The organism is Methanobrevibacter sp. (genome assembly GCF_015062935.1).
Taxonomy (GTDB): domain Archaea; phylum Methanobacteriota; class Methanobacteria; order Methanobacteriales; family Methanobacteriaceae; genus Methanocatella.
On the sequence record NZ_SUTM01000017.1, the window covers coordinates 33,613 to 55,461 of the forward strand.

Consider the following 21,849-nt stretch of genomic DNA (forward strand, 5'->3'; position numbering starts at 1 on the left):
ATTGAAAACTAATTGTCCGAAATGTAAAGGTGTAGGTTCAGTTGTAGTGGACTACAAAGAATGTGATGCCTGTGGTGGAACCGGGTATGAAGAAGACTTATTTGATGTAGGTAGTCATTTTAAAGGAGTAAATAGTAAAGCAAAAGCTAAATTTGATTTAGGTTCAGATCAGGATATTCCCTGCGAAGTATGTAATGGAAAAGGTCAGGTTGAAGTATTTGAAGACTGCCCTCACTGTCATGGAACTGGTCAGGTAAATGTATGTCGTGACTGTGGAAAATTAATAGGTGAAAATGAGGATGTCTGTTCTGAATGTATGGAAAAAAGAAAGGTAGAAAAAATGAAGCATGATGAGTATATTGCACGTCAAAATCAGGCAAGGGATGTTTATATTCTTGATTCCCTATGTCAAATGAGGGATTTAGACAAAGACAGATTATATAAAGGAAAAATCACAAGAGTTGAAAAATACGGTGCATTTGTTACATTAAACAATAACGTTTGGGGACTTATGAGAGGAGATGTCTCTGAATATAAGGTTGGTGATGAAGTTATTGTATTTATTACTGCCATTAAGTCAAGGGAAGGCAAAATTGATTTCGCACCGGCTTATGTTGATAAGTATAACCTTAAAAGATTAACCAAATCCATTCCTAGAACTTTAATATCCAAACTTGAAGAGAAAAAAGGAAAGGTTGTCAGAATCAATGGTGAAGTTCAGCAGGTACAACAGACTTCAGGTCCGACAATATTCATAATCAATGATGAAAGCGGAACAACTGAAATTGCAGCATTTGACAAGGCCGGAGAAAGGTCATATCCTGAAATTGATGTGGGCGATGCGGTTCAGGTAATTGGTGAAGTTAATGAACACAGTGGAAAAACACAAATCGAGTCATCTTCAATGACAAAACTTGGTGAAGAAAATACGAGGAAGCTATTAAAATTAATTGACGATGCATTAAACAAGAAGGCTCAACCTGAAGATGTCGATTTCTTGGTCAAAAGTGATGTTTTAAACAGACTAAAACCTAAGATGTATGAAGCTGCTCAAAAAATCAGAAGAGCAATACTTGACGGAAGAACAATTCTTTTAAGACACCACAATGATGCCGACGGAATCTGTTCAGGAGTGGCAATGGAAAAAGCTATTGTTCCGTTAATTCAGAAGGCAAATCCAAGCAATGATGCAGAATATTATTATTTCAAACGTTCTCCTAGTAAAGCACCATTCTATGAACTGGAAGATGTTGTTAAAGACTTGTCATTTGCATTGGAGGACCAGGAAAGACACGGTCAGAAATTGCCTTTGATTGTTCTTTTGGACAACGGTTCAACAGAAGAGGACATCGTTGCATTGATGCAGGCAAAAATATATGATATTGAAGTTGTTGTTATAGACCACCACTCCCCTGGAGATTTAATCACCAAAGACGAACGTGACGGTGAGATATATGGTGGAACTGTTGCAGTAGATGAATATGTGGACTGTCATGTAAATCCTTACATTGTTGGTGGAGATTCCCAGCTGACAGCGGGCTGTCTTGCAACAGAAGTGGCACATATTATCAATCCTGATGTTAAAGAACTGATTATGCATTTACCGGCTATTGCAGCATTGGGGGACCGTGCTGAATGCGGTGAAGTTTACCAATACCTGCAGCTTGCATCTAAGAAAGGATTCAGCAGGGAACATCTGGCAAAAGTTGCAGAATGTGTTGATTTTGAAGCATATTTCTTAAGATTCATGAATGGTAGGGGAATAATGGATACCATTCTAGCTGTTGATAACCTTGATAAGCATGAAAAAATGATTGATGCATTATATAAGGAGTACCAAAAAAGAATCGATACCCAACTTAGGGCAGCTCTGCCGAATATCAAGAAAACTCAACTTGAAAACGGCATTTACTTTAATTTGCTTGATGTTGAAAAATTCGCACATAAATTCACATTCCCCGCTCCTGGAAAAACATGCGGTTTTGTTCACGATCATGTGATTAAAGAGTTGGGAGAAGACAAACCGATTGTAACATTAGGTCATGGTCCTGATTTTGGTGTATTCAGAGCCACTGATGCGGTAAACGAGCAATACGGTTTTAATGTTAATGAAATTGTATCCGCAATGATTGATAAAGTTCCTCAGGCAGGTATTGACGGCGGAGGCCATGAATGCGCAGGTTCAATCAAATATATTGAAGGGCTTGGCGAAGAAGTACTGTACAAGGTCGTTGAAGAAATTCAATCTCTGTCAAAAAAATAATTAGGTAAAAATGGTTTTAGAAAATTATTGTAAACATTGCGGTCATAGACTGCATCATGATGAGCCTTATTGTAAGGAATGTGGGCGAAAAACTCAATATTTGCCCACTAAGGACAACTATATTTTAGATATTCCAATATATGACATTGGATTTTTTGATTTTGACATTGATTTTTCTCCATACATAAACAGTTCAAAAGAGGATTTTAAATACGAGATATGCTCCTGCGGATATTTGAATGACGTAAATAATGAATACTGTTATATGTGTGGTGCAAAAAGGAATCACAGCAAATTTGAAAGAATTTTAAAAAACAGCTCAAAACCTCAGTTTTCCATAGACAATGTTTTATGTGACTGCGGAGCCATAAATTCCCGTGAAAATATTTTCTGTGAAATGTGCGGTAAACAGCTGAAGGACAACGGGCCTGTTAAAGAGGATAATTACAGTAACTTTAATTTGGAGTTCACTGATTCTGTTTTCTGTTTTTGCGGAGAGGAAAACGACAAATTCTCTCAATTTTGCAGAAACTGCGGCCTTCCATTATTCAATTACGGCAAACAGGGTGATGTTCATATTTTATGCACATGCTCTACAATAAATGAAATAACCTCCGATTACTGTATCGGATGCGGAAAGAATTTAAATATTGAAAGTTCGGTTATCCTTTGTATCTGCGGTGAAAAAAATCCCAAGGGCACTAAATTTTGCCATAGCTGTGAAAGACCATTAAATCCTCAAAAAACAATCAAAACCAGAATAATCTGTTCATGTGGGGAAGTATTGGATTGGGATGCCGATTATTGTCATAATTGTGGAAAAAATATTAAAAGGACATTTATTCGTAAAAATACTGTAAATGATACAGTCAAATCTCTGAAAAATCTGTTAAGGTAGTGATTTTTTGAAAACTTGTGATATTTGCGGCACTTTAAATTTTAAGGAAAATAATTATTGCACCCATTGTGGAAACAAATTCATCACAGAAAATTTATGTCCTTACTGCGGTGCAGTTAATGAGGATGTCGCAACACATTGCGTAAAATGCAACAAACAGATTAATCCGGTATATATTGATGATTTTGATACATTATTCAGTGATTATAATCATGATTTGCTTTTGAATGCAGAAATAAGCGATGAGGAATATGAAGAGATTGTCTCAAAATTATTCATCAGAGCAGATTATCTGGAAATTTATGGGGATACCACTAAAAATAAGATTCTTAATTTTGCAAGTGCATTTACTGAGTGCAAAACCAAGGCAAGAGGATACGAAAGAGGTTATATCTTTCTTGGAAACTGCATTTACTATGATGATCGTTTAAGCGATTCAGTGCAGATTGCTACATTAATTCATGAACTGGCTCACTATTTTTTATTCAGCATTGTTGAAAGTATTTTATGCCACATATTCAAGGTTAAACCGTCAGTAACTCTGCAAAGTTTCATCTGGTATTTTTTAACCCTTCCTGAATTTAAAATTATGAATGAATACTGTGCTCACACTGTTGAAGGCAGGTTTGTTCCATTCGGATATCAGAATTACGGTTCATATAATATTCTGATTAAGAATTTAGGTGTAGATAAGGAATCTTTGGATGGCATGGTTATTTTTGGAAATACTTTTGCAAATGAGATTATTCATTATCTGGAAAACTATATTGATGAAGAGTTGAGGGAAGAAATAAAACTTCAATATAAAAAGGATTTGACACCGCCATCTTATGAATCAATATTGACGGAAACAAGTGATGAATTACCATTGTATATAAAAAATAAGACTTTATTGCAAGTATTATATGATATTTTTAAAGAAGCTTCAAAAGAAAGTGTAAGAATTGAATTGGAAGATATAAAAAAAGGGATTGAATTAAACTAATCGTTTACTGTTTCTTTTTTTGCTCTTTTTTTTCTATGCTTTCCAATACTTCTTTTCCGGTATCAGTTAAACGGTATAGTCTTCCTTTACGAGCTTCTTCATTTATACATTCAACAATTTCTTTGCTTTTTAGTTCGCTTAGGACTTTTGAAATATGATTTGTTCTAATTCCACTGTCTTGAGCGATGTGAGTTGGTATTTTAACTTCGTCTCCAATTGATTTCAATGTTTTTTCTCTATATTTGGAAATTTGAACATATGAAGTTAATTTCAAAAGCTCATCGTTTTCATTTGACATAATAGAATATATGTACTTATACTATAAAATATTTTATACCAGTTTATTATTTTGATATAATTATTTTAACCACTTGTTTACCTATTTTAAACAATAATTAACTTATTATATAAGTGGTGTCAAAAATAATAGTATATTATTATTTCGTTTATGTGATAATATGAAATGTGAAAATTGTGGATTTGAAAATAAGGATACTGCCAAGTTTTGCACAAAATGCGGTGCATCATTTGTAGAACAACCTCCCGCACCCCCTGAAGGGCCAAAAGAGACTAATAATACAACTAAATACGTGATTGTAGCATTAGTCATTGTAATAATTATGCTTGTTGCGGGTCTTTCTTATTTTGCGGGGTCAATGAATTCAAATGATGTTTCCAGTGATGCTGCCGTGCAGAATGACACTGCTTCTCAGGATGCTGGAAGTGATGACAGTCAGGAATCTCAAAGTACCTCAACTCAAACTACAAGTTCTTCAAGTTCCAAATCCAAATCTTGGGAAATTATAGGTACTTATTCGGGTTCAGGTTCCGGTTCTCAAACTGTTGAGGTTCCTTCAGGTCAGATAATGGTAAAATTGTCTGCATATCCAATTAAGAATTATGCAACCAATCATTTGTATGTATCAGGATCCAATGGTCAATCCGGTGGCGTTGATTGGGGTTCACACAGTGATGTGGAAACAAGGTCTGATTCATTCAGTTACACATCATCATCTTCTGAGACATTTACCATAGATTATTATGAAACCGTAAGCTGGGAAGTTGAATTCTATCGTTATCAATAGGTGATTTTAAATCACTTATTTTATTTTTTTTGAAAAATTATTAATACATAAAGTAATAAAGTATCTACTATGTTTTTTGATTTAAATATTGAAGGAAGTAGCCTAGAAGATAATATTGATTTGGCTTGTGAAGCTTCTAAATATGGATGGAACCATATTAACTTTTCTTATAATCAGAATGATTTTAAACAGGCTTTGGAATTTAAACAGGATTTGTATGACAATTTAGAAAAAACAATCGATTTTGATTATACTTTGGAAATTAAATCAAATAATGTTGCTGAGATAAGAAAGATTGTACGTAAATTTAGAAATAAATCTTCCTGCATTTCAGTTGTCGGTGGAGATTTGAAGGTTAACCGTGCCGTTTTGGAAAACATTCAGATTGATGTCTTATCAAGGCCATATCTGAGAAGGTATGATAGTGGATTAAATCAGGTATTGGCAAAGGAATCAGTCAGAAACAATGTTGCAATAGAGTTATGCTTTAAGGATGTTTTAAAAAGTTATCTGGCTCACAGGGCAAAGGTAATTTCAAACTTTAAGGATATTTACACATTATACAGGAAGTTCGACTTCCCGTTGATTTTGTCAAGCCGTGCCGAAAGCGTTTTCGATATCAGAACCACTCATGATTTCATTGCATTTTTCAAGCAAACCGGTCTTGAGGCTGGTGAAATAAATAAATCATTTTTAACTGCTCAAAATATTTTGGAATTTAACCGGGATAGAAAAAACCTTATTTTAAAAGGGGTTAGGAGGGTCAGTGATGAAGCTTAAGGTATTGCCTCCAACTCTTAGAAAGAACAACAGGTACCTTACAGTTGAAATAAAAATCCAAACTCCAATCACAAAGGATGATTTTGTCAATATCATATGGGATTCATGTGTTAGGTTTCAGGGGGAAGCTAATACGGCCAATTTTAATTTATGGGTTATGAAATTCTATGAAATGGACAAAACAGAGAAATATTATTCTTACAAATCAATAGTTCGCTGTCAAAGGGGTTTTGTTGATGAGGTCAGATCAGCTTTGGCTTTGGCCAATATGTATAACAATGGCAAGATTGCCATAACGACCATCGGGTTGTCAGGAACTATCAAAGCATCACAAAAATACATTTAATTACTTTTTGTTAGTTTAAAATAGAAAACTTTATAAATAATATATTAATATAAATAACAATTGGATTTATGGAATGAAGAATATAAAATATTTTAATAAACTACTATGTAGTGATTAAAATTAAAATTTGCCTTTTCATGGAAGATTTGGTTTTGATTTTGAAATAATATTTTTTTAAAACGTAGTTGAATTAAAATTTTTAATATTTATAAAATTTGTATATGAATGTGAGGTATTATTATGCAACCTTTACAAAATGCTGGATATGATAGAGCTATTACTGTATTTAGCCCAGATGGAAGACTTTTCCAAGTAGAATACGCAAGAGAAGCTGTTAAAAGAGGAACTACATCTATAGGTGTAAAAAGTTCTGAAGGAATAATTTTAGCTGTAGATAAAAGAACTACTTCCAATTTAGTAGAATCATCATCTATTGAAAAAATATTCAAAATAGATGAACATATTGGAGCAGCTACTTCAGGTCTTGTTGCAGATGCTAGAGCTTTAGTGGAAAGAGCTAGAGTTGAAGCACAAATCAATAAAATAACCTATAGCGAACCTATCCGTGTTGACAGCCTATCTAAAAAACTATGTGACATGTTACAGTTATACACCCAAAATGGTGGAGTAAGGCCATTCGGTTCCGCTTTAATCATTGGTGGTGTATATGACGGCAAATGCAAACTGTTCGAAACTGACCCAAGTGGTGCATTAATCGAATACAAAGCAACCGCTATCGGTTCAGGAAGAAATGCTGCTATGGATATTTTTGAAGAAAAATATAGTGATGACTTAACTTTAGACGGAGCTATTGAATTGGCTTTAACTGCTATTAATGACGCTACCGATCACGAAACCACTTCAAAAAATGTTGAAATTGCTGTCATTAAATGTGATGATGGAAAATATGTAAAACTTTCTCCGGACGAAGTGCAAAAATACATTGATGAAGTACTTGTCGAAGAGGAAGAAGAGGAAGAAGAAGCTTCTGAAGAAGAAGCAGATGAAGATTCCGAAGAAGACGAAGAATAATTATTTTAATAACTAGTTAGGGGATGTTTCAATGGTAAATGTTGATGAGGCGATAATTGCTAAATATGAATATTGCGGTGAACATTTTGAAATATTGGTTGACCCTGATTTAGCAGCTGATTATAGAAATCCGGATGGTCCTGATGTTGCCATTGAAGATCTTTTAGCTGTTGAAGAAATTTTTAAAGACTCCAAAAAAGGAGATAAAGCTTCTGATGAAGCTATGAATAAAATATTTGAAACTACAGATCCTATTGAAGTTTCCAAGATTATACTTGAAAAAGGAACTGTTCAATTAACTGCTGATCAAAAAAGAAAGATGCAAGAGGATAAAAGGAAATTGGTTATTAACAAAATAGCTAAAGAAGCTATAAATCCTCAAAATGGTCTCCCTCACCCTGTTCAAAGAATTGAAAATGCATGTGATGAGGCTCGTGTTAAATTTGATCCATTTACTTCTGTAGATCAACAAGTTCAAACAGCTCTAAAAGCGATTAAACCTCTTATTCCAATCAGGTTTGAAAAAGTTAAAGTTGCTGTTAGACTCCCAGGATCTGCGGCAGGCGGTGCTTATTCTGTAATTCATGGTTTCGGTGAAATAATTAATGAAGAATGGCAACAAGATGGCTCCTGGATTGGTATTATTGAAATGCCTGGTGGTCTTCAAGATTCTTTTGCTGCAAAAATGGCTGAAATTTCAGGCGGAGAAGCAGAAACTAGAACTATTAAATAATAATTAATTAAGCTTATGGGATTATTATGATATACGTGGAAAATAAAGATTTAGTAATTCCTGGTCAGATTTTATCTGACGATGAATACTATTCAGGAAGAGGTACCTTTAAAGAAAATGGTAAAATTTGCTCTTCTTTAATAGGGCTTGTTTCTTTAAGGAATAAAAAAATCAGAGTTATTCCTTTAAAAAGTAAATATGTTCCTAAAAAAGGAGATGTTGTAATAGGTAAAATCAATGATGTAAGATTCTCAATGTGGGATGTTGACATCAATTCACCTTATTCCGGAATTTTACCTGCTTTTGAAGTGTTTGGTCGTGAGAAAAAAGAACTCAACAAAGTATATGATGTTGGGGATGTTCTATTTTTAAGAGTTGTCGATGTTGATGAAATCAAAAAGGCAAAACTCGGTTTAAAAGGAAGAGGAATGGGTAAATTTAAAGGAGGTATCATTGTAGATATTGCTCCAACTAAAGTTCCTAGATTAATCGGTAAAAAAGGTTCTATGATTAACATGATTAAGGACAAAACAAAATGTAAAATTGTCGTTGGTCAAAACGGTCTCGTTTGGGTAAAAGGAGACGAAGACATGGAACAGCTTACCAGAAATATTATTCATTTAATTGAGGCTGAGGCTCATACTTCTGGTTTAACTAATAAAATTAAAAACAAATTATACTTGGCTATTGACGGTGAATTGCCACCTGAAGAAGAACCTCAAGAGGAAGAAGAATTTGTTTTGGAAAAACCTAAACTTCAAAATTTTAAAGAAGAATTAGAACAAGAAGAAAGAGAAGCTGAAGAAAAAAGAATGGCTGAAGAAGAAGAGCCTGAAGAAGATAAACAAAAAGAAGATAAGCCAAATATTGCTGAAGTTATTGAAGAATTAAAGAAGAAAAATAATAAGGATCATACTTTATCTTATGGCGATAACTCAAATAATTCTTTTATTTTGAATAATAAATAATGATTATTAATTCTTCGTAGTTTAAATGAGGTAGATATAATGTCTGATATGATAAGAGAAGACGGTAGGAAATTTGATGAATTACGTCCTATCAAAATTGAAGCAGGAGTTCTTGAACGTGCAGATGGTTCTGCTTATTTGGAAGTTGGAGGAAATAAGATTTTAGTAGCTGTATATGGTCCTAGGGAATCATACATCAGGAGGCTATTAAAACCAAACACTGGTGTAATTAGATGCAGATATAATATGGCACCATTTTCAGTAGATGACAGAAAAAGACCAGGTCCAGACAGAAGGTCTTCCGAAATTTCTAAAATCACTGCTGATGCTTTAAGACCAGCATTAATGTTAGAAAATTATCCTCGTTCAATGATTGATATTTATATAGAAGTAATTGAAGCAGAAGGAGGAACTCGTTGTGCAGGAATTACCGCAGCTTCTGTTGCATTAGTAGATGCAGGAATACCTATGAAAGATATTGTTGTAGGTTGTGCTGCAGGTAAAGTAAATGATGAAATTGTGCTTGATTTATCTGAAGTTGAAGATAAGGAAGGACAAGCTGATGTTCCAATAGCTATGATGCCAAGAACCGGTGAAATCACATTACTGCAAAGTGACGGTGATTTAACTGAAGAAGAATTTGCAAAAGCAATCGATTTAGCTATGGAAGGATGTCGTCAAGTGAGCGAACTTCAAAAAGAAGCTTTAATGAAAAGGTATTCTACAGAATAGTGGGTGGATAATATGGATATAGTACCAGAAATTACAAGACAAAGTATTTATAATCTTGCCAAAAATGATAAAAGAGAAGATGGCAGACAATTAACTGAATATAGGGATATTACTATTGAAACTAATGTCATTTCTAAAGCTGAAGGTTCTGCTCGTGTAACTCTTGGTGGAACTCAAGTTATTGTAGGTATTAAACCACAACTTGGAAGCCCATTCCCTGACACTCCTGATTTAGGAGTTTTAATGACTAATTGTGAAATGTTACCAATGGCTGATCCTAACTTTGAACCAGGACCACCTAGTGAAGATTCAATCGAACTTGCACGTGTAGTTGACAGGGGTATTCGTGAAAGTGAATTGGTGGAATTGGATAAATTATGCGTTGAAGAAGGAAAACATGTCTGGATGTTATTCATTGACTTGCACATTATCGATAACTGCGGAAACCTTTTTGATGCATGTGAATTAGCTGTAATGGCTGCATTAAAATCCACTAAATTACCTGTTGCAAGCATAGTTGATGAAGAAGTTGTCTTAAGTGAAGATGAAACTTTCGATTTACCAATTAACAATGAATTAGCTTTATGTACTTTCGTTAAAATTGGTGACAAAATGGTCATTGACCCAACATTGGATGAAGAAAGAGTAGCAAGTGCTCGTTTGAATGTTGGTGTTACAAAAGATGGTCACATCTGCTCAATGCAAAAAGGCGGAGAAAAACCATTGACCAAAGATGAAATTCTCTACTGTGTAAATACTGCAATAGGAAAAGTAAAAGAGTTAATAGAATATCTTTAAATGTCTGAAGGACGATTAAGATTTCTAAATTCTTTTTTTTCTATTTTTTTATTATCTATTAAAACAAATTTTGTATCTATTTTTTCAATCAGCCCTTTAATGTGCAAAACATCATCATTTATCAGATTTTCAATTGTTTCAACAATGTCTCTGCTGTAGATTGAATGAAGTGGTTCTGATGTTTTAAGTTTCATTTCAGGGTCATGATATGGTACAACAGCATCAAAATTTTCATCAATTTCTTTAAAAATAGTGTTTATATAGTTTTTGGTAACGTAAGGGCTGTCGCAAGGTAGAATCAGTGAATATTTGCCTTTAATGTTGGATAATCCTGTCATTATTCCAGGCATCGGGCCTTTGTTTTTAATTTTGTCTTCAACAAATTTCAGTGTATATGCATAATCATTTGGATTTATGAATTCGCCGTATTTTTCAATTCTGGTCTGGTCATTTAAAAGGATTATGACTTCATCTATCTGGTGGTTTAAAGTAGAAAGGATGTGTTTAATCATAGGTTTATCCTGAATAATCATAGATCCTTTATCACGCCCCATTCTACTGCTTTTGCCTCCACATAGAATAATGCAAGATTTAATATTTTCATTGTTTTTATTTTCATTACTCATATTAAACCTTCCATGATATTATTCTGTAACGTATACGCTTGCTGTTTCATCAAATGGATTTGTACGTATTATCAATGCAATCATATATGGATAATGCTTGTTGAGGTATCTTAGATAATATACCCATTCATACACTAATTTTTCATATACTCTTTGCATGTCTCCATTGAGGTGCGCAAAATCGGAATTAGTAACCAAATCTAGTTTTTGCCTGTGTTCCAGTTCTTCATCCAGGTGAAGAATGGCATTAATCAGACCAGTGAACTCTTCTTTTTCAAGTAAATTTGGATTGTTAATTAAATTAATGATGAATTCTCTTTTGCCTGCAAGCAGTGTTCTTAAATCTTCTAAAAACTCTTCTCTTTTTTCAAGCGGAATGTCCATTGCTGAAAAATCAACATTTGAATTTTCAAGTTCGTTTAATTTATTTTCATAATCGGCATCGTTCCAGTTTTTGATGGATTTTAAGTTTTCTGTACTTGCCTTATATTTGTTGACTGTACTCAATTGGTTGATTAAGTCATTTCCAACTTCAGAAAAGAATGTGCTCATTAGCATATCCAATTTTTCAAGCATTGCTTCTTTTTCTTTTCTTTCGATAATTTCATCAAGTAAAAATGCTACAATAAGTATATCTACAGGAATGAAACCTAAATGTGTCCATATATAGGAAATGATATGTTCGGCATCTCCCAATACGAGATAGTTTGATCCGTAGATAATAATTATTAAAATAATCATTAAAATGGAAAATTTCGCTTTCCAGCTTAATCGCTCACTCATATTTATAATCTCCGTTTTTTTTATCTTTTTTTAGCGGTAATTATAGCTATTGGGTTTTCACTAATCATCAGTATTCCACGATCTAAAACCCGTCCATTGGAAACGTTTACTTCCATAATCTTAGGATTATATCCTAAATCTTTAAGTTTATTTATCGCTTCGACTTTAGTGTCAACCAGTATTGCTGTAATTATAATTCTTCCTTTTGAATTTAATTTTTCATCAACGATGTCCAAGATATTTTCCAGTTGTCTGCCGCTTCCCCCAACAACGGCAATGTCAATGTCGTCAATATCTTTAAGGGCATTGGCCCCGTCATCATTAATCAGTGTGACATTGTCTCCCAGTCCAAATTTTTCAAGATTTCTGATGGTAACTTCAATGGCTTCAGGGTTTGTGTCAATGGATATGACTTCACGTGCTCTCTGGGAAAATTCACATGTAAGTCCTCCGGTTCCACATCCGCAATCCACCACCTTGTCTTTTTCAGTCACTTCAGATTTATACAGCAGTATAGCTCTTATTGCTTCTTTTGTTGGTCCGGGTACGTCACAGGATTTAATAAAATCCTTATCTTCTAACATTTATTCCCACCTTTTAAATAAATTATTTTCAATTTTTAATGAGTCTAGAATTTTCCCGACAATAAAATCGATTTGGTCATCAAGGGTTTTAGGATTTGAATAAAATCCAGGCATTGCAGGTAAAATTATAGCTCCTTCTTGTGATAATGTTAGCATGTTCTGCAGATGAATGCTTCTAAGCGGAGTTTCACGGGGAACAATAATGGTAGGTCTTCTTTCTTTAAGACTTACATCTGCCACTCTTGTAATTGTATTTGCCCCATAGCCGTTGGCAATTGAGGATAATGTTTTCATGGAACATGGCACGATAACCAGTCCGTCCGCTTTAAATGATCCGCTGTTTACGGAAGCTGTAAGGTCATTGAAATCATAGTAATTGTCGGCTAAATCAATAATGCCTTCTATTTTATAGTCGGTTTCTGAGTTTATCACTGTCTTTGCAGCATCACTAATAATTAAACTATTTTCTATTTTCAGTTCTTTCAATGCTTCAAGTAATCTTATTCCATATATTACTCCACTGGCACCTGTAATTGCAATTACTATCATTTTATCTCCTAGAATAGTTTTATTTGGTCATAATGAATACCATGGAATTTTTCTCTATCAATTTCAGGTAAATCAAGATAATTGTCCAATTTGAATTTGCCAAACTTAACCTTTTCCTCTTCGGGAACGTAAACGCTAATGTCTGGTATGTTGAATCGGGCTTTACTTAATGCTCCTATAATATTTGAAATTTCTGTCAATGGGAACAGTTTGCCTTCAACACTTACTTGAGTTTTCATTTCGTCAAAACGAGGATATTCAGCTATATTTATAAACACATAATCCTTGTCGATTCCATAATCTTCAGCTATTTCCTCTTCAGCTTTTCTCAGCTGGCTTGCTTCTATTTTATACATTTTTTCAGGGTATTTGAAGTTATCAAGCCGTATGGTTTTTACTCTTTTCATGATGCGGCGGTTATCAAGTCTTGCCATAATGTCATTGACGAAGTTGTTTTCGCAGTGTCTGAATATTCCGATAATGTCTGCATCATCGTATTTGTAAATGTCATTTTCATTGATGATGTCTTCATCGATGACCCTTTTCAATGCTCTTCTAAACATGGAATTGACGATTCTTGTTGTGTGGTGTTGATATACACTCGGATACATGAAATATCTTGATACTAATGCTCCTTCAGCGGCCTGAACTCCTTTGATGTCTAAAATCAGCCCGTCATCAAGACTTAAGTTGGATATTATCCTTTCATAATCTATGACTCCGTAGGCCACTCCGGTATTGTGGGAATCCCTTAAAAGATAATCCATTCTGTCCACATCAAGCTCTCCGGAAACGATAGGTCCGAGATAACCTTTTCCGTTTACAATATCAACTATATCATTAACGTCGAATTTTTCTTCAAGCAAATCCCTCATGGAAGTTTCAGTAACGACATATTTGGTCAGTTCTTCATGTGGAAATGACAATACTCCTTCGGATACGTGTGAAAATGGGCCGTGACCGACATCATGCAGCAGTGCGGATGTTCGAACTAATTCAATCTCATCCTGTGTCAAATCGAGTTCCGTTGCCAGTTTGGATCCTAAATTCATGGTTCCCACACAGTGTTCGAATCTTGTGTGTGTAGCTCCGGGATAAATCAGGCTGATTAATCCTAATTGTTTAATTCTTCTTAAACGTTGGAATTGGGGCATATCCATGATTCTTTCTTCAAATTTGTCTAAACTAATATCTCCATAGACACTGTCTCTGATAAACTTTTTCTTTTCAGTCATTTTACCAATCATCCCATTCTTCGATTGTTTCATTCAATATGTCCGTCCAGTTGTCATCGGTTACTGTGGTATTTGTTTCGGTAGTGTTGTTTGTGAGGTTTGTTTCAACTTTAGGCATGATTGTCGGAACTTCCTCAATGTAATTGGGTTCAAAGGAGTCATTTTCAATTGAACTTAATTTGTAAGAGTCGGTTTTTTCAACAATTGTTAAACTTGCAAAAGCGCTGCTGATAACAAATGCTAAAACGGCAATTATTAAAAATATTATCAAATTTGCTTTTACTGACTCTTTCATAATAACACTTTTATTTATTTTGTTTAAAAATTTAAACTATACTATTATTATTTTTTTTAAAAGCTATTATTTAATCTTTACTTATTTAAATAGATTTTAATCTATTTCTTATCTAAATTTTGATTTAATTTCATTATTTTTTTTACAATTTTTAATTTGTAATTTTTTTCTTACGAAACTTTTATATATTGTGGAAGATTATCATTATATATCGGAAGTATACTTCCGACAGTATACTTCCGACTATGTTAAAAAAATTTTTGAGAATGATATAATGGATATGTTTAGTGCTGGTGACACTGCCTGGATTTTAATATGTACTCTTTTAGTTCTTCTAATGAGTATTCCGGCAGTCGCATTTTTTTATGGAGGATTAAGTAAACGTAAGAATGTCTTAAATACAATATTTTTAACTTTCATAGCATTTTCAATAATCAGTGTTATATGGGTAATATTTGGTTATCAATTTGCATTTGGAAGTGACATTAACGGATTAATAGGATCACCGACCAACTTCTTCCTGCAGGGAATCGGTTTGGATGATTTAAACGGTACTATACCAACATTACTATTTGTAATGTTTCAGTGTGCCTTTGCAGGGCTGACCTGCGCAATCATGTCTGGTGCCCTAGTTGGCAGGATGAAAACAAAAGCTTGGGTTGTTTTTGCTGCACTATGGGCCTGCCTTGTATATGTCCCTATTGCCCACTGGGTATGGGGAGGAGGATGGCTCATGCAGATGGGTGCACTTGACTTTGCAGGAGGTGCTGTAGTTCATATGAATTCAGGTATTTCCGCATTGGCTGTCGCTTTGGTATTAGGTAAAAGGAAAAATACTGCACTGATTCCACATAACCTCGGATATGCTGTTTTAGGAGCCGCACTCTTGTGGTTTGGATGGATGGGATTCAATGGAGGATCAGGTCTTGCAGCTGACGGACTTGCTGCAAATGCAATTATAGTATCAAACGTAGCGGCTGCAGTAGGTTTAATCGTATGGACTTTAATAGATACTTTCACTATTGGAAAACCTACAGTTTTAGGTGCTATATCCGGTGCAGTTGCAGGTCTTGTAGGTATTACTCCTGCAGCAGGTTTTGTTGATGTATTCGGTGCTTTAGTAATCGGTGCCGTAGCTCCAGTAGTTTCATACTTTGCAATCAATTACATGAAACCGAAACTCGGATATGACGATGCTTTGGATGCATGGGGCATACATGGAATGTCTGGAGTATGGGGAGCAATAGCAACAGGAATATTTGCTGTTCCTGCAATCGGAGGAACTGCAGGACTCTTATACGGAAACCCTAATCAGGTAGTTGTTCAAATTATAAGTGTAATAGCTACTATTGTATATGCATTTGTTGTAAGCTACATTTTAGCTAAACTATTAGACAAAGCAATGGACGGTATCAGAGTGGATGAATCAGATGAAATAGGAGGTCTTGATTCAAATCTCCACAAAGAATCTGCATACAACTTCAACTCATAGGAGAAATTTATATGAAAAGCGTTGTAGCAATTATAAGAGAGGAAAAGTTCACAGACGTTAAAGATGCCCTTATTGAAGTCGGATGTGAAGGGATGAACGTTTCTGAAGTTAAAGGAAGAGGAAGTCAAAGAGGAATCAGAGAATCTTATAGGGGATCCAGCTACTGTATAGATCTGATTCCTAAAACCCGTATTGAAATTGTCGTAAAAGAAGAAGGTGTTGATGCAATAGTTGATGCCATTAAAAAAGGAGCCTATACCGGAAATATAGGTGACGGTAAAATATTTATCTATCCGATGGATAATGTAATAAGAATCAGAACTGGAGAAGAAGGTGATAATGCAGTTTGAATTTTTTCTTTAAATTATTATGGAAGCCCAATCTCCTAATGTAATTAAAGGTAATAATGTAAACACTTTCAAAATATGCTATAATTAATAACTTCTCTTGATTATCAACCGGTATTATTATTTTTAATTACATTCACGATTATCTTTTAATAGATAATAAATACCAAATTAACTTATTGAAGAGGATGATATTCAATCTGTCATCCTTTTCCATATTAAAATTAGTCCTGATTATTTTTAATTCATTAAATAATATATTAATAATATTATACTGTTTTTACATTAACGTTAAGGATTTCAATTTTTAGGGTTAAATTCTTTTGATGATATATATCTAATATTTGATAACGACACCGTTAATGTCTGAAAAGTCAACCCATGTGGTGATTCCTTTTATTTCGTACAGATTGCCGTTAATGTATTCATAGGAAATGTCCTTGTTGTCGCTTGTCAGATATATTGAATCACCGTTAATGTCACTAACTCTTTTTATGATTCCGCCATATTCATCAGATTCAGCTACAACAATATCCCCAACATGGACATTGTGGGTTTTATTTACAAGAACGCTTTGACCGTCCTGCAGGGTAGGAAGCATTGATGTTCCATCCACATGAACAATGACCGGAATCTGATTTTCACCCAGTGTGGAATCTATGTTGATTTCCACATCCTCAAGTCTGTATTTGCTGCAAGTGTCTCTGATTTCACTTTTCAAGGTACTTGCATTTGAGGAGGTGTCGTTCATTGCATGTATGGCCAAATCACAAATGTCCTGATTCAGTGAATCCCTGTCAATTTGTGAAAGGGTACTGGTACTGACGCTGACATTCTCCCCGTCAATGAAAACATCGACGCTATCATTGCCTAAAAATGTCAACGCTAAAAAAGCAATTAAAATAAGTATGATTAATGCTAAAATAATTTTTTTAGCCATTTTTTCACTCGTCCATGATATTTAAATCCATATTTAAAAGAGCTTTCATTGTTTCTATGTCAATCTGTCCGGGTGCTGTAACATCGGTTCCGGCCGCAAAAGTAATCGGTGAATCGAATTTGGATGCCATGACTCTGGTGTAACTTCCCAAATCTCCCATGGAGATTGCAATTGTGTCTTTGCAGTGTGAAAGGACAGCAAGTATTGTTAAAGTGTCTTCCAGATTCTGAGGCATGAAAGCAACTTTTGCAATATCTCCCAATTGATGTTCCTTATCAACTATATATGTAATTTCATTCAAATCAGGAGTTTTTTCAAAATCATGGTAAGAAACAATGGTTTTAACACCTGTATTATGGATTTTTTCAATGTATTCGTCGCTGCTTTGCAGTTCTATATCGACATATTCAACCAGATCGCAGCATTCATATAATATATTGAACCTTTCTTCTTCTGTTCCCTTAAAAGATCCGCCTTCTGAGTTAATTCTATTTGTAGCTATCATTGGAAAGTTGATTTCTTCAATTGTGCTTTTAATTTCATCAATATTTGGATTTTTAAGACCATCAATTCTAAATTCCAATACATCTGCACCCTTTTCAATGCAGTCGTTAGCTACTTCAATAACGTCACGGCAATTTTCCTGAAAGATAGGAATTGCAATTTTAGTTTGTGAATACATTAGTTAGTATATATTATTTTACTATTAATTAATACTTTCTTAAATAACGGTTAATATTTATATAAATTAAAAAACAAAATATATACCAATAAAATATTTATATTTTATTCATTTATTTAATCAATTTTAAAAGGTGTTAATTTGAAAATTACAGCTATAGGTGCGGATATATCAAAAAATGATGTGTCTTGCAGTACTAAGCTAGTAGAAACTATTGAAAACAACCTTTACAAAGTAAAAGAATTAGGTGCAAGGGATGTTGCATTAACAAATGTCACAGGAGACGATGTTGTAGTAAGTGCATTTGTTGAAGACGATCTGCTTGAATCTATTAATGAAGGTATTGTTAATGTTTTAAAAGAGAGTGCAGAAAACTTAGGTGACCTGTCCGGAATTTCTGATAATCCGGATGATGCAGGTGAAGGGATTTCCTATGCCGAAGCAAATATTAGGCCAGACAGATATCCTGATGCCATTGTTTTAGGTTTCGATACATATGGGGGAGAATCTTTTGTAGCGGATGCCGCAAATTCAGCGATTGAAGCTGCCAAAGGAATGAAAAATATGACAGATGTATCTGATTTGATAGAGCCAAAAACAAGAAAGATACCTGGAGTAGGTTACGTTTCACCGGAAACCGACGATCCTGTTGTTGTAGCTACTGTTGAAAACATAGAGCATATTGGTGTAATAGCAGGCGCAATGATTGGAGCTGTACTTGGAAATAAAAATACTTATTTAGTTAAAAGAGGAACAACCTGCAATGTATTGCCGGGCAGTGTAATATTTTCAGCCACTGCATTTATGAACGGTAATGTAATTGATTTGGCTGTTCCGTTTGAAAACAAAACTAGAATTTTAAGATAGGAGTATAAAATCATGATTTTATTAAATGAAGATACAAAATGTTTAGTTCAAGGAATAACCGGTAAACAAGGTTCATTCCACACAGAACAAATGTTAAAATACAATACTAATATTGTTGCAGGTCTTACCCCTGGAAAAGGCGGTCAAAAATTCTTAGACCAGGTACCGATTTTCAATTCAATGGAAGAAGCTATCGAAGAAGTGGATGTAAATGCTTCAATTATTTTTGTACCTGCAAGATTTGCAAAAGACGCTGCTTTTGAAGCAATAAGACACTTAGATTTAGTAGTAATTATTTCAGAGCATATTCCAGTACATGACAGTATGAAAATCATGGCATATGCAAAAGAGATGGGAACCACCATTATCGGACCAAACACTCCTGGAATCATTTCACCAGGTGTCGGTAAATTAGGTATCATGCCTACACATATCTTTTCTGAAGGTAATGTTGGTGTAATTTCCAGAAGCGGTACATTAACATATGAAATAGCTAGCGAATTAACCAATGCAGGAATAGGTCAAAGTACTGCTGTCGGTATAGGTGGAGACCCAGTAACCGGGGACAATTATGTTGATATCCTGAAAAGATTTGACAAGGATGACCAAACTGATGCAGTTGTTTTAATCGGTGAAATCGGAGGAACTGCTGAAGAAAGAGCAGGTAAATATATTGCTGAAGAAATGTCAAAACCGGTTGTATCATACATTGCAGGAAGAACTGCACCTCCGGGCAAAAGAATGGGACACGCCGGAGCTATCATTCAAGGTTCTTCAGGTACTGTTGCAAGTAAAACCAAAGCATTAAATGAAGCTGGTGTTGAAGTAGCTAAAAAACCATCTGAAATTGTAGAATTACTTAGAAAGGTAATGTAGATGTCAAATCAGGAAATTATTGATAAATTATTAAAAGGCGAAATGAAGCTTTATCAGGTTGATAAAGAAGTTTCAGCCAAAGAAGCAACTGATATCAGAAGAGAATTTATTGAACAGAAATATGACCTGAAACTGGATAATATTTCAAATTACACTCTTGATATGGAAAGGGCTTCAGCAAGAAATATTGAAAACTCAATTGGAGTACTGCAGCTGCCTATGGGTATTGCAGGCCCATTAAAAATAAATGGTGAACACTGCAAAAGAGAAGTATTTGTTCCATTGGCAACTTCCGAAGGAGCATTAGTCGCATCAATAAATAGGGGAGCATCCACAATAACTGCTTCCGGAGGCGTTAATGCAAGAGTTGTTTCAGATTGCATGACCCGTGCACCTGCAATCAAATGTGAAAATGCAGGTGAAGCCTTAAAAATCAGACAATGGTTTATTGATAATTTCGATGAGTTAAAACAACTGGCTGAAAGTACAACTTCACACGGTAAACTGTTAAAAATTGATCCTATCTTAATCGTTGGAAGCTATGTATACCCAAGATTTGTTTTCTCAACCGGTGACAGTATGGGAATGAATATGGTTACAATAGCTTCTGAAAAAATCCTCGATAAGCTCTCACAGGAAACCACTGCAACACACATTGCATTAAGCGGTAATGTATGTGTTGACAAAAAACCTGCAGCTATAAACATTGTTGAAGGAAGAGGAAAAAGCGTAGTTGCAGATATATTGATACCTGAAGAAATCGTGGAAAAGAAACTTAAAACCACTGCAGATGCAATCGTTGAAGTAAACACAGCTAAAAACCTTATAGGTTCCGCAGCAAGTGGAGCCATGGCATATAATGCTCATTATGCAAACATGGTTGCAGCAATATTTTTAGCAACCGGCCAGGATGCCGCCCATGTTGTTGAAGGATCTCTTGGAATTACTACAGCTGAAAACAGAAATGGGGACTTGTATTTCTCAGTTAACTTGCCGGACTTGCCTGTGGCAACAGTCGGTGGAGGAACAAGTCTGGAAGTCGCACATGAAGGATTGGAGATTCTAGGTGTTGCAGGTTCAAATCATGCCCGTGAATTTGCAGAAATCGTTGCATCAACAGTTTTGGCAGGTGAACTGTCACTTGTCGGAGCACTGGCAGCAGGACACCTTGCAAGAGCTCACCAGGAACTTGGAAGAGGATAAAAATGGATGACCCTTTAGATGAATTATGTCCTCAAATTACCCTCGAAACAGATGATTTTATTATGGAAATATCTGTTAAGAAGGATTATTCTCAAATTAAAGATTTAGATGAAAGAAAAGAAGAATTCATCAATGATTTAAAAGATTTCATTAATGAATTCAGTGAAACTCCTGAATCAAAGGAGTTCATGGCTTTTTTTGATTAGTAGTAGGATTCATACATAAATTTGTATGATTCCATTATATAATTTTAAACTCCTGAATCAAAGGATTTTTATGGCTTTTTTTTTTGATTTGTAAACTATTTTTATCTAAATGGTGCAAGAATACCTTGACTTCTTCAAGTCGAGGATGAATTGCACAAAAAGAGCAGTTAGTTATCAAATGCTCTCGCTTATTCTTTATATATTGTCGGTTGATATATTATATTTTGTGTTCAAAAATTAGTTGAAATATAATAGATATTTTGATGTGTTTTTTCATGTTAGATGAGTGTATTATTGTTAATGAAGGTTTGAGGGTTAAGTTGTATCCTGATAAGGTTATGGCGGATAAATTTAATCGGAGTCTGGGTAATGTTAGATTTGTTTGGAATAATTTATTAACAGAATACCAGGAAACCTTTGAATTATTTAAACAACATGGTTATACAAGGCTAAAATGCAATCAAACTACATTCAATACAATGTTAACAATGTTGAAAAAGGAATATCCATTTTTATATGACAGTGAATCTAGCACATTGCAGCA

The 21,849-nt window shown here is 34.5% G+C and carries 27 protein-coding genes; 18 read left to right on the forward strand and 9 right to left on the reverse strand.

Annotated features, from left to right (window positions below):
* Position 1 precedes the first annotated feature (1 nt).
* The 3 genes from E7Z81_RS08655 to E7Z81_RS08665 are packed head-to-tail and all read left to right on the forward strand — an operon-like array spanning position 2 to position 4,146.
* Complete coding sequence (locus E7Z81_RS08655; protein WP_292746413.1) at positions 2-2,263, forward strand: DHH family phosphoesterase; 2,262 nt, start codon at positions 2-4, stop codon at positions 2,261-2,263.
* Between the two features lie 10 nt (positions 2,264-2,273).
* The gene (locus E7Z81_RS08660; RefSeq protein WP_292746416.1) at positions 2,274-3,161 is read left to right on the forward strand and encodes a zinc ribbon domain-containing protein; all 888 of its coding nucleotides are present in this window, start codon (positions 2,274-2,276) and stop codon (positions 3,159-3,161) included.
* A gap of 7 nt (positions 3,162-3,168) precedes the next feature.
* Entirely contained in the window at positions 3,169-4,146 is a 978-nt protein-coding gene (locus E7Z81_RS08665) for a zinc ribbon domain-containing protein (RefSeq protein ID WP_292746419.1), read from the forward strand.
* A gap of 4 nt (positions 4,147-4,150) precedes the next feature.
* On the opposite strand, the gene E7Z81_RS08670 is transcribed toward E7Z81_RS08665, so the two are convergent.
* Positions 4,151-4,444 (reverse strand): winged helix-turn-helix domain-containing protein, encoded by a 294-nt coding sequence (locus E7Z81_RS08670; protein ID WP_292746422.1) that lies wholly within the window; start codon positions 4,442-4,444, stop codon positions 4,151-4,153.
* Between the two features lie 160 nt (positions 4,445-4,604).
* Here E7Z81_RS08670 and E7Z81_RS08675 point away from each other — a divergent pair, with 160 nt between their 5' ends.
* The 8 genes from E7Z81_RS08675 (at position 4,605) to rrp42 (ending at position 10,620) form a co-directional block, all read left to right on the forward strand.
* Positions 4,605-5,231, forward strand: coding sequence for a zinc ribbon domain-containing protein (locus E7Z81_RS08675; RefSeq protein ID WP_292746425.1), 627 nt, complete (start codon positions 4,605-4,607; stop codon positions 5,229-5,231).
* 69 nt (positions 5,232-5,300) lie between these two features.
* Positions 5,301-6,011, forward strand: coding sequence for a ribonuclease P protein component 3 (gene rnp3, locus E7Z81_RS08680; protein WP_292746428.1), 711 nt, complete (start codon positions 5,301-5,303; stop codon positions 6,009-6,011).
* Positions 6,001-6,357, forward strand: a complete 357-nt coding sequence (locus E7Z81_RS08685) for an Rpp14/Pop5 family protein (RefSeq protein WP_292746431.1) — start codon at positions 6,001-6,003, stop codon at positions 6,355-6,357. Before rnp3 ends, E7Z81_RS08685 begins: the two co-directional genes overlap by 11 nt.
* 240 nt (positions 6,358-6,597) lie before the next feature.
* Positions 6,598-7,389: an archaeal proteasome endopeptidase complex subunit alpha gene (psmA, locus tag E7Z81_RS08690; RefSeq protein WP_292746434.1), complete on the forward strand. Its 792-nt coding sequence runs from the start codon at positions 6,598-6,600 to the stop codon at positions 7,387-7,389.
* Between the two features lie 31 nt (positions 7,390-7,420).
* Positions 7,421-8,122 carry a ribosome assembly factor SBDS gene (locus tag E7Z81_RS08695; RefSeq protein ID WP_292746437.1) on the forward strand — a complete coding sequence of 234 codons (702 nt, stop codon included), beginning with the start codon at positions 7,421-7,423 and terminating at the stop codon, positions 8,120-8,122.
* A gap of 26 nt (positions 8,123-8,148) precedes the next feature.
* Positions 8,149-9,090 (forward strand): exosome complex RNA-binding protein Rrp4, encoded by a 942-nt coding sequence (gene rrp4 / locus E7Z81_RS08700; protein ID WP_292746440.1) that lies wholly within the window; start codon positions 8,149-8,151, stop codon positions 9,088-9,090.
* Positions 9,091-9,126: 36 nt separating this feature from the next.
* Positions 9,127-9,822: an exosome complex exonuclease Rrp41 gene (rrp41, locus tag E7Z81_RS08705; RefSeq protein ID WP_292746482.1), complete on the forward strand. Its 696-nt coding sequence runs from the start codon at positions 9,127-9,129 to the stop codon at positions 9,820-9,822.
* 12 nt (positions 9,823-9,834) lie between these two features.
* Positions 9,835-10,620, forward strand: coding sequence for an exosome complex protein Rrp42 (gene rrp42 / locus E7Z81_RS08710; protein ID WP_292746443.1), 786 nt, complete (start codon positions 9,835-9,837; stop codon positions 10,618-10,620).
* Here the strand turns inward: rrp42 and E7Z81_RS08715 are convergent.
* Genes E7Z81_RS08715 through E7Z81_RS08740 form a run of 6 tightly spaced genes read right to left on the reverse strand, consistent with a single transcriptional unit; the run spans position 10,617 to position 14,692 of the window.
* On the reverse strand, positions 10,617-11,246 hold the full coding sequence (locus tag E7Z81_RS08715) for a molybdenum cofactor guanylyltransferase (protein WP_292746446.1): 630 nt from the start codon (positions 11,244-11,246) through the stop codon (positions 10,617-10,619). The two genes, rrp42 and E7Z81_RS08715, sit on opposite strands and share 4 nt — an antisense overlap.
* Positions 11,247-11,264: 18 nt before the next feature.
* Positions 11,265-12,029: a hypothetical protein gene (locus E7Z81_RS08720; RefSeq protein ID WP_292746449.1), complete on the reverse strand. Its 765-nt coding sequence runs from the start codon at positions 12,027-12,029 to the stop codon at positions 11,265-11,267.
* Positions 12,030-12,049: 20 nt separating this feature from the next.
* Positions 12,050-12,613 carry a precorrin-6Y C5,15-methyltransferase (decarboxylating) subunit CbiT gene (cbiT, locus tag E7Z81_RS08725; RefSeq protein ID WP_292746452.1) on the reverse strand — a complete coding sequence of 188 codons (564 nt, stop codon included), beginning with the start codon at positions 12,611-12,613 and terminating at the stop codon, positions 12,050-12,052.
* Positions 12,614-13,162, reverse strand: a complete 549-nt coding sequence (locus E7Z81_RS08730) for a UbiX family flavin prenyltransferase (protein WP_292746455.1) — start codon at positions 13,160-13,162, stop codon at positions 12,614-12,616. It abuts the gene before it with no gap.
* Between the two features lie 8 nt (positions 13,163-13,170).
* Entirely contained in the window at positions 13,171-14,397 is a 1,227-nt protein-coding gene (locus E7Z81_RS08735; RefSeq protein WP_292746484.1) for an HD domain-containing protein, read from the reverse strand.
* 1 nt (position 14,398) lies between these two features.
* Complete coding sequence (locus E7Z81_RS08740; protein WP_292746457.1) at positions 14,399-14,692, reverse strand: hypothetical protein; 294 nt, start codon at positions 14,690-14,692, stop codon at positions 14,399-14,401.
* 274 nt (positions 14,693-14,966) lie between these two features.
* Between E7Z81_RS08740 and E7Z81_RS08745 the strand changes: the two genes are divergently transcribed.
* Both E7Z81_RS08745 and E7Z81_RS08750 read left to right on the forward strand, forming a co-directional pair.
* Positions 14,967-16,184 carry an ammonium transporter gene (locus E7Z81_RS08745; RefSeq protein WP_292746460.1) on the forward strand — a complete coding sequence of 406 codons (1,218 nt, stop codon included), beginning with the start codon at positions 14,967-14,969 and terminating at the stop codon, positions 16,182-16,184.
* Between the two features lie 11 nt (positions 16,185-16,195).
* Positions 16,196-16,534 carry a P-II family nitrogen regulator gene (locus E7Z81_RS08750; protein WP_292746462.1) on the forward strand — a complete coding sequence of 113 codons (339 nt, stop codon included), beginning with the start codon at positions 16,196-16,198 and terminating at the stop codon, positions 16,532-16,534.
* 334 nt (positions 16,535-16,868) lie between these two features.
* Here E7Z81_RS08750 and E7Z81_RS08755 read toward each other — a convergent pair whose 3' ends face one another.
* Positions 16,869-17,471, reverse strand: a complete 603-nt coding sequence (locus E7Z81_RS08755) for a S24 family peptidase (protein ID WP_292746464.1) — start codon at positions 17,469-17,471, stop codon at positions 16,869-16,871.
* A gap of 4 nt (positions 17,472-17,475) precedes the next feature.
* Entirely contained in the window at positions 17,476-18,153 is a 678-nt protein-coding gene (gene aroD, locus E7Z81_RS08760) for a type I 3-dehydroquinate dehydratase (protein ID WP_292746467.1), read from the reverse strand.
* A gap of 141 nt (positions 18,154-18,294) precedes the next feature.
* On the opposite strand from aroD, the gene E7Z81_RS08765 reads away from it, so the two are divergent.
* The 5 genes from E7Z81_RS08765 to E7Z81_RS08785 form a co-directional block, all read left to right on the forward strand.
* Entirely contained in the window at positions 18,295-19,020 is a 726-nt protein-coding gene (locus E7Z81_RS08765) for a hypothetical protein (RefSeq protein ID WP_292746470.1), read from the forward strand.
* Positions 19,021-19,032: 12 nt separating this feature from the next.
* On the forward strand, positions 19,033-19,896 hold the full coding sequence (gene sucD / locus E7Z81_RS08770) for a succinate--CoA ligase subunit alpha (RefSeq protein WP_292746473.1): 864 nt from the start codon (positions 19,033-19,035) through the stop codon (positions 19,894-19,896).
* On the forward strand, positions 19,897-21,099 hold the full coding sequence (gene hmgA, locus E7Z81_RS08775; RefSeq protein WP_292746475.1) for a hydroxymethylglutaryl-CoA reductase (NADPH): 1,203 nt from the start codon (positions 19,897-19,899) through the stop codon (positions 21,097-21,099).
* 2 nt (positions 21,100-21,101) lie between these two features.
* Positions 21,102-21,305: a hypothetical protein gene (locus tag E7Z81_RS08780; RefSeq protein ID WP_292746477.1), complete on the forward strand. Its 204-nt coding sequence runs from the start codon at positions 21,102-21,104 to the stop codon at positions 21,303-21,305.
* A 275-nt stretch (positions 21,306-21,580) separates the two neighbouring features.
* On the forward strand, positions 21,581-21,849 hold a 269-nt coding region (locus E7Z81_RS08785), incomplete at its 3' end, for a helix-turn-helix domain-containing protein (RefSeq protein ID WP_292746480.1).

Excerpts from the sequence above, each read along its gene's own strand:
- E7Z81_RS08780 (WP_292746477.1), top strand. The coding sequence starts at position 21,102 with ATGGATGACCCTTTAGATGAATTATGTCCTCAAATTACCCTCGAAACA.
- E7Z81_RS08685 (WP_292746431.1), top strand. The coding sequence starts at position 6,001 with ATGAAGCTTAAGGTATTGCCTCCAACTCTTAGAAAGAACAACAGGTAC.
- E7Z81_RS08715 (WP_292746446.1), bottom strand. The coding sequence starts at position 11,246 with ATGAGTAATGAAAATAAAAACAATGAAAATATTAAATCTTGCATTATT.
- E7Z81_RS08735 (WP_292746484.1), bottom strand. The coding sequence starts at position 14,397 with ATGACTGAAAAGAAAAAGTTTATCAGAGACAGTGTCTATGGAGATATT.
- rrp42 (WP_292746443.1), top strand. The coding sequence starts at position 9,835 with ATGGATATAGTACCAGAAATTACAAGACAAAGTATTTATAATCTTGCC.
- E7Z81_RS08730 (WP_292746455.1), bottom strand. The coding sequence starts at position 13,162 with ATGATAGTAATTGCAATTACAGGTGCCAGTGGAGTAATATATGGAATA.
- E7Z81_RS08755 (WP_292746464.1), bottom strand. The coding sequence starts at position 17,471 with ATGGCTAAAAAAATTATTTTAGCATTAATCATACTTATTTTAATTGCT.
- E7Z81_RS08740 (WP_292746457.1), bottom strand. The coding sequence starts at position 14,692 with ATGAAAGAGTCAGTAAAAGCAAATTTGATAATATTTTTAATAATTGCC.
- hmgA (WP_292746475.1), top strand. The coding sequence starts at position 19,897 with ATGTCAAATCAGGAAATTATTGATAAATTATTAAAAGGCGAAATGAAG.
- E7Z81_RS08720 (WP_292746449.1), bottom strand. The coding sequence starts at position 12,029 with ATGAGTGAGCGATTAAGCTGGAAAGCGAAATTTTCCATTTTAATGATT.
- E7Z81_RS08745 (WP_292746460.1), top strand. The coding sequence starts at position 14,967 with ATGGATATGTTTAGTGCTGGTGACACTGCCTGGATTTTAATATGTACT.
- E7Z81_RS08695 (WP_292746437.1), top strand. The coding sequence starts at position 7,421 with ATGGTAAATGTTGATGAGGCGATAATTGCTAAATATGAATATTGCGGT.
- E7Z81_RS08660 (WP_292746416.1), top strand. The coding sequence starts at position 2,274 with ATGGTTTTAGAAAATTATTGTAAACATTGCGGTCATAGACTGCATCAT.
- cbiT (WP_292746452.1), bottom strand. The coding sequence starts at position 12,613 with ATGTTAGAAGATAAGGATTTTATTAAATCCTGTGACGTACCCGGACCA.
- psmA (WP_292746434.1), top strand. The coding sequence starts at position 6,598 with ATGCAACCTTTACAAAATGCTGGATATGATAGAGCTATTACTGTATTT.
- E7Z81_RS08750 (WP_292746462.1), top strand. The coding sequence starts at position 16,196 with ATGAAAAGCGTTGTAGCAATTATAAGAGAGGAAAAGTTCACAGACGTT.
- E7Z81_RS08670 (WP_292746422.1), bottom strand. The coding sequence starts at position 4,444 with ATGTCAAATGAAAACGATGAGCTTTTGAAATTAACTTCATATGTTCAA.
- sucD (WP_292746473.1), top strand. The coding sequence starts at position 19,033 with ATGATTTTATTAAATGAAGATACAAAATGTTTAGTTCAAGGAATAACC.
- rrp4 (WP_292746440.1), top strand. The coding sequence starts at position 8,149 with ATGATATACGTGGAAAATAAAGATTTAGTAATTCCTGGTCAGATTTTA.
- aroD (WP_292746467.1), bottom strand. The coding sequence starts at position 18,153 with ATGTATTCACAAACTAAAATTGCAATTCCTATCTTTCAGGAAAATTGC.
- E7Z81_RS08675 (WP_292746425.1), top strand. The coding sequence starts at position 4,605 with ATGAAATGTGAAAATTGTGGATTTGAAAATAAGGATACTGCCAAGTTT.
- rnp3 (WP_292746428.1), top strand. The coding sequence starts at position 5,301 with ATGTTTTTTGATTTAAATATTGAAGGAAGTAGCCTAGAAGATAATATT.